Source organism: Halobacteroides halobius DSM 5150 (assembly GCF_000328625.1).
In the GTDB taxonomy this organism is placed as follows: Bacteria; Bacillota; Halanaerobiia; order Halobacteroidales; family Halobacteroidaceae; genus Halobacteroides; species Halobacteroides halobius.
In genome coordinates, this window is sequence record NC_019978.1 from 1,534,698 (window position 1) to 1,547,478 (window position 12,781).

Consider the following 12,781-nt stretch of genomic DNA (forward strand, 5'->3'; position numbering starts at 1 on the left):
CTCCTCCTTATATAATACTTTTTAACAACAATAGGTGCTTGATATCAAGCACCTATTGTTGTTAATTTTAATTATCACATTTATTTTTTGAATTAATATTTCTCTTCATTTTTTCAATTTCTTCTCTTGGAATATTTAATTTATCTTCTATTATATTCATCATTTCAGTTTTTTCTAATTTTTCCAAAGCCTCTTTTATTTAGTTTCCATATTTTTCATTAAGATTCACCCCAAAGTTTTTCATTTCTTCTTCAGTTATAATCCACGTATGTCCAACCATTCCATGGACTTCAGGTAAGGGAATACCAGCATCTATTGCACTGGAAACACCTACAACTCCCCCTGATCCAATACTAATATCTCCAGATGGTAATGCTGGAATATATGGATTATCTAAATCTAATCCTACATTTCCTCCCTAACCTTCTAATTTATTTATAGTATCTGCATTAGTGAATTCTACTCCTACTCCTCCAGAAGCATTTGGAAAACCACCTCCGCCAGAAACATTTATTGCAACTCCCCAATTATTATTATCATCTACAACAACTTTAGAGGATACATCCCCTGCCAAACCAGCAGCTATTGAGCCTTCAACACCTAAAGCAAAAGTCCATAACCCTAATGGATCAATTCGATTAACAGGATCAGCATTAACATACTGATACCAGTTAGTTCCATCCTTGACTGGATCCTTGGTTATCCAACGCATGCTATTTGAATTATAATGTCTATAAGCAAAGTTCCAAGTTCCTAACTGATTACTATATCTCTGACCAGTAAAGCCATAAGGATTTTAATTATGAGCACTATGTTCAAACCAGCCATTATATGGATCTCCATAAGCATCATATCAAGAAAAGTAAAAGATAACTATTGCTAGTCATCTTTTATCACTTAACTTTTTGAGTTAATATTTGTTCTACTTCTTCTTTATTTAAATCTATCTCTTCCCAACCATATATTTCAATAAAATCAGATTTGATTTCTATAGCTTTTCTATAAAATTCTTTAGCACCTTCTATATTATCCTGTTTAATATTTACTATAATTAGCCAATAATAAGAGTCTAATCTTTCTTCTACTTTATCCGATCCAATTCCTTTCATAAAAGTTTCTTTTGCCTTTTCTAAATCATTAACTTCAAAATACATTATTCCTAAGAAAATTAACCCTTTATAATATCTACCATAATTCTCTAAATCCAATTCTAACAATTCTTCTAAATAAGAAATAGCTTTATTATATTCACTTTTAATATCATATATCTTGGCTATATTCCAAAGATTGGCTAAATGAAATTCTTCCTTCTTATCTTCCTCATTCGCACAATCATATGCTTTCAAATAATATCGTAACGCTTTATCTTCCATTTTTAATTGGTCATAATCATACCCAAGACTATGTAATACTTTTGTCTCATTTGGATGTAATCTATTTCTTTCTTCTAAATATTTAATAGATTTTTCTAATTGCCCTTCATTTTCATATATTCTTGCTATTTCCCATAAAGTAACTTTACAATCATCAGTATCTATATTATCATTCTCTTTAAAATACTTATATGCCTTTAAATAATATTCTAATCCTTTATCACTCTTTCCTAATTCATCATATGCCTCTCCTATTCTACAATAGACAAATCCATAAATTGAAGATTCATTCTCTAATAAAAGTAATGTTTTATTAAATTCTTTTATTGCCTTTTCAAATATATCTAATTCTAAATATATTACTCCTCGCCAATAGTATAGCTTATAATTTTTGGGATAATATTTTACTGCTTTATTTAAATATTTTAGAGCTAAATTATACTTCTTCTCATCAAAGTTTTGTATACCTTTTTCATAATATTTTTGTGATTGCTTTTTTAATCTTTTATTTACTAAAGAAATAGCTTTCCAAACAAAAACACATACTGCTAACACAAAAATTAAATTTCCTATTATAATAGATTGAAGATTAAAAAAATCACTAATGTATTTTGTAGATATAATAGTTAAAATTGCAAAAACATTACATACAATATCGTATAAAAATGTATTTATTCTAGTAACTTTAAGAATATAGAAATAAAAAGTATATGATATAACACTTAAAATAAAAAAACAACTAATGTAAATTGAAAAACTACTTACTACTCCTTTCCATAATAAAAACATCATTACTAGCCAACTGGTAAGATAACCAGTCATTATAATAAATAAATTTTTTTGACTAAACAACTATATTACCTCCATTTAATAAATTTCAAACATGGAGATATTATTTAAATAATATCTCCATGTTTTTATATAGGTAACTCTTATTCTTTTTTTTACTTATACATCACTTTTTACCTTCCTCTACAATTTGATTTTGATTACTATTTTTATATTCTTCCGGTTTTTTTATTTCTTCTTCTGGTTTTGATAATTGGAATAAATCTGCAATAGGTTTAAGCATAAGATTTCCAGCAACAGATCCTAATGTTCCTACTGTAATTATAGTTGTTACTGGTTTCTCTTTAACTACTTTGGCTATATTCTTAGCTGTACCTTTAATTTTCTTTACTATTCCATCATCATCATTATTATTGTTAAATCCATTTCCTCCTCCATTTTTAAGATTATTACCCAGGACTATAGTACCCTTTTCTTCATCTTGTCCTGTTACTGAATCATCAGTACTATTCCCAGTCACATCTGGTGCTGGATCATCAACTTGTTCTAATTTCCCTTGCGAATCTTTAGTTTGATTATTAACTTTTTCTTTAGCTTCTCGACTCCCCCAGTTATCAATAACTTTTCTACCTGAATTATATACTTGTGGTCCATATTCAATTATTCCTAAACCACCTACAATTATGGCATATGCTGCATCGCCAAAAGGTAAAAATGGGCTATCAGCCATAGGTAACCAAGATAAACCGGCAGCTGCTTTAAAAGTTGTAGCATCTAATCCCAACGGATCTATATAATTTACTGGATCACTATAACAATACTGATACCAGTTAGTTCCATCCTTAACTGGATCCTTGGTTATCCAACGCATGCTGTTTGAATTATAGTGTCTGTAAGCAAAGTTCCAAGTTCCTAACTGATTACTATATCTCTGACCAGTAAAGCCATAAGGATTTTGATTATGAGCACTGTGCTCAAACCAGCCGTTGTACGGCTTACCATAAGCATCATATTCATAACGCTCAACAGCCTGTCCGTTTCTTCCGGTAGTCATTGTTACTGAACCTAGGGCATCCTGGTGGTAGAAATTCATTCCCTTATTAGGATGTTTCGGCCACCAGCCGCCGCTTATCTTTGGCTTCTTGAAGTAATTCATTGCAATTAGTTTACCTTCTGCATGATAATATTCACTAATTTTATTCATTTTTCCTGCATTTATGCGATTATTTCCATTATTTCCTTTTCTTTTAACTTTCATTTCATAGCCTTCAATAATGTTATGGCTCTTTCCATCGTACATATACCGCTGAGTTTCTTGCCATGCCCCTTGTAGAGGATCTACTGTTTTTTCTATCTTTCTACCTAAAGCATCATACTTATATCTGACTTCTCCTTCAAATGGTCGCCTGCTGTTGAAGAAGTGAGGGTAGTTGCTGTTATTTCTAGCTCTGACTAATCTATTGTTATAATTGTATTCATATTCGGCTGATAAGTCTCCTAGCTGTTCCTTAATTAAGTTACCATTGGCATCATAGTCATATTTTCTCTGACCGGCTTGGACTAACTGGTTGCTTTGGTTATAGGCGTAGGTGATTTGGCCCCAGCCATTTTGTTTAACTACTACATTGCCTGCTGGGTCATAGCTGAATTCTTCTGTCCAGTAACCACTATTCAGTGGATCAATATTAAAAGAACCGCCTTTTGCAACCTTATCATATAAGCTATCAATTTTATCTTCTTGCTCCATACTGACATCTAATTCTGTTACAAATGGTAGTGCGTTTTCTCCTTGATCTAATCTTAAGGTTCCTTCTCCGCCGGAGCTGCTGCCTATAGAGTCTAAATTATTTTCTAATTGATCTCGTAAATTACTTTCTTCACTCCATATCATATCATGATTAAAGTTTAACTGATAATCAGTCGGATCGCCAACTTTTGAAAGTAATCCAAAGTATTTTCTTTCTTTAAGGTCAGCTAGTTTCTTCTTATCTCTAAATGGATAGTGTACTTTCTTTAGCCGACCTACTGGATCATACTGATAAGCTTGTAATTCTCCACTTCCTTCTATTTGGAATTTCCGTTGGCCGTTGGCATTATAGATATAGCCGTAAGATTCAAGTAGCTTCCTACCACCGCCTCGTTTAGTCCAGTGTTTAATAGTTTTTATTCTACCACGGTCAGTATATTGGTAGTTAGTTCCTGTACCATTGCTATTTACCTTTTCTACTACTCTATTTAACTCATCATATTTATATTTGACTTTTCCGCCGTCTGGTAAACTTACCTTAGTTAATCTGTTTAATTGATCATATTGATAAGTTAGTTCTCTGGTAGTATCTCTTAATCCATCCTGGATACTCATTTTGGTTCGTTTTCCTACAGCGTTATAATTATACTTAATTACTCTACTATCTTTTTCCTGCTTATTATTAACTTTTACCTTGACTAATCTTGATAGTTTATCATACTGGAATGTCTGTTGTGCATGAGAATTAATTGCTTTAGTTAAGTTACCTACTGCGTCATATTGATATTCTTTCTTAGTTTTTCCTTCAAATGCTACTTTTACTAGTCGATTCAATTTATCATAATTATAGGTAGTAGTTTGTCCCTTAAAGTCTGTTTTCTCTACCAAATTACCGTTAGCATCATATTCGTAAGTCTGCTTCTCTCCTTGATAATTAATCTCTGCTGTTAGTCTATCTAATTCATCATACTTATAATGATAGGTATTACCGTTTTTATTGGTCATTGCTACTTTATTACCATTTGGATCATACTCATATTTTACTTTGTTATTGAGTGCATCCACAATCGCTATTCGACGGTTAAGTTGATCGTAATTATATTCTGTCACATTACCTTCTTTATCTATTTTCTTAACTAAGTTACCTGCCTGGTCGTACTTATATTTAACAGCTTTTCCTTTAACATCAATCACTTTTGTTAGTTGTCCTAAACCATTATATTTATACTTCACTCTATTTCTGAGAGCATCTTCTTTCCAGGCTACCTTACCTAGCTCATTATAGCCGAATTTAGTAGTATTACCTAATTCATTTTTAATCTGAACTAATCGATTTAATTTATCATATTTATAGGTGATTTTTACTCCCGCCTCATTAATCATGACTACTAAATTATCAGCGGCATCATATTCATACTTTTTGACTTCTCCTAAAGCATTTTCTTTTCTAATTAATCTACCTTTTAAGTCATAGCTATATTTAGTTACATTACCTTTAGGATCAACTTTTTGTACTAAATTACCGGCGTCATCATACTCAAAAGTAGTTTCTTTTCCTTTTGGATTTATTTTCTTAACTAATCTATCTCGTTTATCATATTTGTATTCAGTCTCATTACCTTTAGGATCTACTTTCTTGATCAAATTGCCAGCTGCATCATATTCATACTGGACTGTCTCTCCTAAAGCATTAGTTACCTTGGTTACTCTTCCTCTACTATCATACTGAAAGATAGTAGTATTTCCTTTCTTATCTGTTATTGATTTGATCTGTCCTTCTGGAGAATAGTCATAACTAACAGTATTTCCTAACGGATCTATCTTTCTAATCCTTCTATTTAAGTCATCATAAACAAACTGGGTAGTATTTCCCTTACCGTCAGTAATTGCTGTTACATTGCTAGCGGCATCATATTCATACTCAGTAGTGACACCTGTTTCTACTTGTTTTTTTCTCACTAATCTATCTAAATTATCATATTTATATATATAATGAACATTTTCAGAAATAACCTTACGGGTTAAATTCTCTGCTGCATCATACTCAAACTTTCTTACATTACCTTTTCCATCCTTTATTGCTTTTAAGTTATTTCGATTATCATATTTATATTCTATTTTATTTCCTCGAGCATCTATCTTAATAGTTACTTTGCCGCGAGAGTTATATTTATACTTTTTTGTATTTCCTAACTGATCCACAATTTTAGTTACTTTGTTATTGGCATTATAACTATAGTTTATTGTACCTCCTTTAGGTCCAGTTTTCTTCAATAATCTGCCTACTTTATCATATACAAACTTTTCTTTACTACCATCAGGATAAATTTTCTCCTTAATATTGCCATAGTCATCATACTTATATTGAATCGTATTTCCTCTTGGATTAATTTCTTTAACCACCAGGTCAGCTTGATTATACACTAATCTACGGCTTGTCCCGTCTGGATAAGTAATTCTAGTTAAATTTCCATTATTATCATAGCTATAAGTAGTTGTATTACCATTCTTATCAGTTACAGAAGTTACTTTATTAAATTGATTATAAGTAAAACTAATCGTATTTCCTTTAGGATCAGTAATACTAGTAATATTATTGTTACTATCATAAGTATAGCTTGTTCTATTACCTCTTTTATCTATAACTGCAACTAAATTATTTTGACTATCATATTCTTTTTGTACTCGATTATAATTAGGGCCAACTGTTTCTTCTGTCAAATAATCTTCATTATAAATATAAATAGTAGAGTGACCTCGTCTATCAGTTACAATTGTTCTCTGACTATCTTTATTATATTCAAATTCAAACTTGGCCTCGCTACTATCTACCTGATAGTCCACCACCCATTTACCATTAAGCTGCTGATAATAATAGGTCCAACTGTCACCATTCGGATAAATTAACTTAGTTAAGTGATCCTCATTGTATTCATATCTTCTAGTGTTGCCGGCAGGATCAGTATAAGCAACTAATTTATCTTCGCGATAATTATAGAAATGTTTTCTTCCAATAGGATCAGTAATACTTACTATTTTACCATTAACTCGATCTATCTTAACCGTACGCCCGAAGCTATCTTTAATTTCAACCAACTCATGTTTTTTATTATACTTAAATTTAAGATATCTTTCAGTTGGTTTTTCAATTTTTTTAAGCTTACCAAAATAGGAGTAGTAATAAACTGTCTTATCTTTTTTAGTTAATTTATAGGTGCCATCCGATAAAATTTCTAGTTTATCATCTGTTGGTTTTACTGCTTGAGTAGAACTCCCTTTTGGATAATAGTTCTTTCTTCCATCAGAAAATTTAATATCTGCATCATAGTCAGGTTTCTTGTCTATTTTATAAATATGTGGAATCCCAGATTCATCTATCAATATTACTCGGCGAGTTCCAATTTCATCTCTTTCTAGATTAGTGGACCAATCAACATTATACTGATTACGATAATGAGCTGCTTCAGAATATTCCTTATCTAATTGTGCCTCTTGTGCTAACTCTCTAACTTTGTTTTTTATTTTTTTAAGTTTCTCTATTAATTGGTGTTTCTTCTTTACGGTCTTTCGCCATGATTGAGTTTTACTCAATTGATTTTGAGCTGCATTTAACATTTTTTCAGATTCTCTTACCATTCTTTTAGCTGAATCTAAAGCATCCCAAGCGTTACTTAAAGCAGTTTCTGCTTCATTATAACTTTCTTCGGCTTCATCTTGTTCAGCAGTAATATCTTCTTCTAAAAACTCTAAATCAGTAATTAATATTTTAATTTTTTCTTCTAAATCAGTTGCTCTTCCTTTAGCTGTTACTGCATTTTGTTTAGCAATTTTAGCATTTTTCTTTAGTCGTTTCGCATTATCTAGAGCAGACTGAGCTTCTCTTTCCAACGTAGAATTACCATCAGTTGAGTTAAGGGCTTCTTTAGCTTTTAAAATTGCTGTATCTGCTTTATTAATTGCTGTATCAGCCATATTTTTAGCAGTAGCAACTTTATCCTTGGCCTTTCTAGCTTCTTCAATAGCCTGTTGAAAATAATACAAAGCGTTAGAAGCAATCAGTTCAGCTTCTTCTGCATCTTCCTTTCCATTCTGGGCAGCCTTTACAGCTTTTTTAGCTAACCCCTTAGCTTTTTTCGCCTTTTCCAAAGCTTTACTAGCATGAACCACAGCTTCCTGGGCTCGTTTTAGAGCTTTCTCGGATAAGCTTTTCGCTCTTTGATAATCTTTTACTGCTTTTTGATAATAATCCTCTAACTGACTGGCAAACTTACTTAACTTCCTAGCAACTTCTTTATAATCAGGTCTAACCCCCATAATTATTCGAGTATCATAATTAAAATTCCAACCTTTTCCAAAGGAAAAACTATTTTGATTAAAACTACCATAATTTCTAACCACTTTAAAATGAGGAGTTACATTCTTTATTACTAAATCAGTACTCTTACTTATATATTCTCCGGTAGAGTATCTTACTGGATCACCTGCAGTTTCACCATCTTTGTGCCCGGTTCTAGTATTGACTCCCTTTATTATTTTCAACTTTTGTTTTGACTTTTGATTTAATAAATCTTGAGTTATATTTTCAGTTTTACTTCCTTTTTTGTAACTATTTCCTACTTCCTTAACTTTATTTTTGGATTTTTGTTCTTTTCTTTTCTTCTCCTTCATCAGATTTATTATTAGATTTTTCAGTTTTATTTTTTGCAGTCCTTACTTTTTCTTTACCTTCTTCTGTTAAATTTTCACTTTCTTTACTGGCTTCATGAGAAGAATTTGGTCTTGTATGACCACATACAGTACACTTATCTTTTTCAATACTGCTATCATATTTATAAGTATGTTTTTCTTTCTCTTCATTCTCCCAAGAGCAAGAATTAAGGCTTGTAGAAGCAGTACATTCAACTTTTCGATAATGATAAGTATCATCACCTGATTTTGAAGACCATGATCCATATTTTTTGGAATGAGCTTTTCCAGTTTTATCTACTCCTTCTATATAGTCACAATTTGAAATACTACAAACCTTATCAGCAGTATAGTACCAATGTTCTTCACTATCTTTACCTATAATCCAAGGAGCAGCATCCACTAAATCATGTTCATGGTTAGCTATTACTTTATTGCCCCCTACCATAATTATTAATAAACTTAGTCCTAACATAATTAAAGCATACTTCCATTTACTCATAATAAGCCCCTTTATGATTTATCTTAAGGCATTGAAAGTTAATTTTATCGTACTTACTTAGATCACCCCTCTTCCTTACTTATAATCAAATTTCATTTTAACTGATTGAAATTCTTCGTAACAATGCCCAGCTTTATCATATAAATATCCTTTAACGTGCCACCTATACTTATTTCCAGTAACCCACTTATCAGCATCATTTTCTGTAACTTGTAGTACATATTGGGGGATTGATAAATTATTGCTATTAAGAGTAAACAAACTAGACCAATAGCTATTAGCCTTGTCCCAGTGTGATAAATTAAAACTATAAGTTACTATTCCATCAATTTCTTCCCAATTAAAAGTAGGATTTGATTTTGTTACTGAATCTTTAGGGCCAATTAAATTTAATTTATGGTATATTATTTGCTTAGTAAATTGCCTTGTTACTTTTCCTTTACTATTAAAAACTTTAACTTTAATTTTATACTTTTTATTTAAATTAAATATATCTTCTACATATACATTTCCATCTAACCAATAATCATTTTTATAGGCTTCAATTAAAATTTCTTTTCCATCTTTTATTCGAAATACTTTTACTTTATACTCACCACTTTTTATTTTTTTAGCAATCTCACTAGATAAATTAACTTGTAAAATTGACACTAAATTACTACCCCCTCCTAAGTACCAAGATTTTAAATATATCCCGCCTATTTTATCTTTTAATTCAGTTTTTATACTAGAGTTTTCTACTTTTACTTTATATTCTTTTGAATAATAATATTTATCTTTAATTTGCAAAGTATGGGTACCAGCTTTTACATTATTAAAAGTGAAATTACCATTTGTAGTTGTTACCTGGTATTTTTTATCATCTAGATAGACTACCGTTCTTCCCGGATTGTTATTACCTAACACAGAAACCTCAACTTCCGGAAAATAGACTTGTCCATAAATATTTCCTGTTTCAGTCTTGTTAAAAGAACTAGAACAACCAGCTAGTCCTAATAACATGATGCTTAACATTACAAATACTATTTTTTTCTTTTTAATTTTATTGATTTCCATCCCCCCCTTAAATTACTACTATTTTTATTGCCAGGGCCATTTATAAATAACTTGGACTCCTTTTTGCTTTAATTTGTTAATAACTTTCATATCTTCTGCCTCTTTTGATAAATCAAGGTTGTTTCCTCTAATATATACTTCTTTTAACTCATTTAAATCTAATTTTAATAGAAAATCAATATTTTCTAGACCTAATTGACTAAGCCATAAAGTACTTAGGTTATTTATTCGAAGTATGTGTTCTTTTAATTTTTCTAAATTACTAAAAGAATTTCTAGAAAGATTAAGCCAACTTAATTGTGAGATTCCTTTTAAGAAATCAACTCTATTAATTTTTAAATCAGTCAATGAAAGACGTTTTAAATTATTCATACTTTTCAATACTTTAGTTAGATCTTTTGATTCATCAACTGGAAGCTCTGATAAAGTCAAATATTTTAAATTATTCAAATTAGATAAAGGGCTTATATCCTTTACTGGGAGATCATTAATAGTTATCCTTTTTAGATTAGTTAGCTGCGATAGAGTACTTATATCTGCAACTTTTCCATTTTGTAAAGTAAATCTCTTTAATTTAGTGAAGTTTTCTATTCCTTTAATACTTTTAAGGCTAGAACTACTAATATTAAGTCTACTTAACTGACTTAAGTTGCTAATTTGAGAAAGTTCAGTCAACTGATGATTTTCTAAAGTAAGATCTTTAAGTTGAGTTAAAAGATCAAGCTGACTTATATCTTTAAGTTTTGTCTTTTCTCTAATTATTAGTTGCCTTAAATTATTACTTTTCGCTAATGGAAATAAATTTCCGGTGACTTTACTTTCTCGAATATCTAGGTAATTTAGATCGGGCATAAATTGAAGCCCCTGGAAAGATTCTATTTCTACTCCTTCAATATTTAAAGATTTTACTCCATAAACATCTTCCTTTAAAATATTATTAGAGTGCTGATTTAATTTTCCCCATTTTTGTAATTTTTTACGAAGTACTTGTTCAATATCATAATCCACAAAATTAAGTGTTTTCCCATCACTAAATACTGCTGTAATTGTTAAGTCCTGATCTAATACTAATTCACAATTTTTAACCTTTTTATTTAATTCATTAATCCCCTTACTGGACCATTTATTAAAAGAATACCCTTTTTTAGCAACTGCTTTTAAAGTAATTGTAGCACCTTGTTTATAAGTATGAGTTCCTACTTTAGGAGTAATCTCTCCTTTACCAAGTTTATAAATTGTTAATTTAACTTTATTACTAGCTGCATTAGCTTCTAAACAACCAACTAAAACCAAACTTAACAGTAAAATCAAAGTTAAAGAAATTATTTTATCACCTTTCATTTTTAATCACCCCTATCTAAAAATTTAACTATCATTAAATTTTTGGGTACTAATATGTGCTTTTCCTAATTTTAATCTCTCCTTTTTTATTTTCTGATTTTTATGAAAAAAATATAAACAACATATTATAAAAGAGAATACAATAGTATTATTGCGATAATTCAAATAAACATGACTTAATCAGATTAAATTAACCCATACACCCTTTATAATTCTTAAAACACATGAAAAAAGAGTTAGGTAAGATACCTAACTCAAAACTTATAGTTTAAACTGAATCTTTACTCAATAATTCTACAGGTAAGATTTTCTGTTTCTCATTAATTTCTTGGCCTTTTATTAACTTAATTAGTTTTTTAACTGATTCTTGACCTAATTGATAAACTGGTTGGCGTACTGTAGTTAATTTAGGAGTAATGTAATCGCCTAAATCAATTCCATCAAAACCTATTACAGCACACTCTTGAGGAATATTAACCCCTTCTTCTTTTAAAGCTTGAATTGCTCCCATTGCCATTGCATCATTAATAGCAAAGACAGCTGAGAAAAAATCTGCTTTAGCCAATAATTTCTTGATAGCTAAGTAACCACCTTCTTTAGTAAAATCACCTCTAATAACTAGATTGGAATTAAAAACAAAACCATTTTCAGATAAAGCCTGTCTATACCCTTCAAAACGAGTATGACTAGCTACAAATTTAGTTGGACCTGAAATACAAGCGATTTTTTCATGTCCCTGCTTAATTAAATAATCAGTTGCTTGATAAGCTCCTCCCACATTGTCTCCATCAACCCAACAAACATTTTCATCAGCAAATGTTCTCCCTAAAAATAAAAAGGGAATACCCTCTTTTTTTAAATAATCTACTCTAAAATCATTTACCTGCGGGTCAGTGATAATTAAACCATCAATATCATTTTTATCAATTACTTCTTCATAAAGCTTCTGTTCATTATTATCACTAATTGTTGGTAAAGATAAACTATAACTATATTCTGCTGCTTTATTACCTGCTCCATGTAAAAATTCTAAAAAGAAGGGATCAGTAATATTTCGTGGTGGCCCAGGAATCATTAATCCAATTGTATGTGATAAATCCCTAGCTAAACCTCTAGCTACTGTATGAGGTTTATAGTTATATTTATTTACAACTCCCATTACCTTTTTTTTGGTGCTTTTACTTACATAAGAGTCCTCATTTATTACCCGAGAGACAGTTGCTTTAGAGACACCTGCTTCTTGAGCAATATCTTGCATTGTAATCCCCATTATAATCCTCCTTTATA

General features: G+C 30.5%; 6 protein-coding genes and 1 pseudogene. All 7 read right to left on the reverse strand.

Annotated elements, in window-relative coordinates:
• Positions 1-418: 418 nt before the first annotated feature.
• Positions 419-784 (reverse strand): annotated as a pseudogene (locus HALHA_RS07540) (RHS repeat-associated core domain-containing protein); the annotation flags it as partial.
• Between the two features lie 109 nt (positions 785-893).
• Positions 894-2,225 (reverse strand): tetratricopeptide repeat protein, encoded by a 1,332-nt coding sequence (locus HALHA_RS07545; RefSeq protein WP_015327197.1) that lies wholly within the window; start codon positions 2,223-2,225, stop codon positions 894-896.
• Positions 2,226-2,328: 103 nt separating this feature from the next.
• Positions 2,329-8,577 (reverse strand): RHS repeat-associated core domain-containing protein, encoded by a 6,249-nt coding sequence (locus HALHA_RS07550; RefSeq protein WP_015327198.1) that lies wholly within the window; start codon positions 8,575-8,577, stop codon positions 2,329-2,331.
• Complete coding sequence (locus HALHA_RS07555) at positions 8,537-9,097, reverse strand: hypothetical protein (RefSeq protein ID WP_015327199.1); 561 nt, start codon at positions 9,095-9,097, stop codon at positions 8,537-8,539. Before HALHA_RS07555 ends, HALHA_RS07550 begins: the two co-directional genes overlap by 41 nt.
• Before the next feature lie 75 nt (positions 9,098-9,172).
• Complete coding sequence (locus HALHA_RS07560; protein WP_015327200.1) at positions 9,173-10,153, reverse strand: beta-sandwich domain-containing protein; 981 nt, start codon at positions 10,151-10,153, stop codon at positions 9,173-9,175.
• 24 nt (positions 10,154-10,177) lie between these two features.
• Positions 10,178-11,494, reverse strand: a complete 1,317-nt coding sequence (locus tag HALHA_RS07565; protein ID WP_015327201.1) for an InlB B-repeat-containing protein — start codon at positions 11,492-11,494, stop codon at positions 10,178-10,180.
• A 268-nt stretch (positions 11,495-11,762) separates the two neighbouring features.
• Positions 11,763-12,764 carry a LacI family DNA-binding transcriptional regulator gene (locus tag HALHA_RS07570; protein ID WP_015327202.1) on the reverse strand — a complete coding sequence of 334 codons (1,002 nt, stop codon included), beginning with the start codon at positions 12,762-12,764 and terminating at the stop codon, positions 11,763-11,765.
• Positions 12,765-12,781 lie beyond the last annotated feature (17 nt).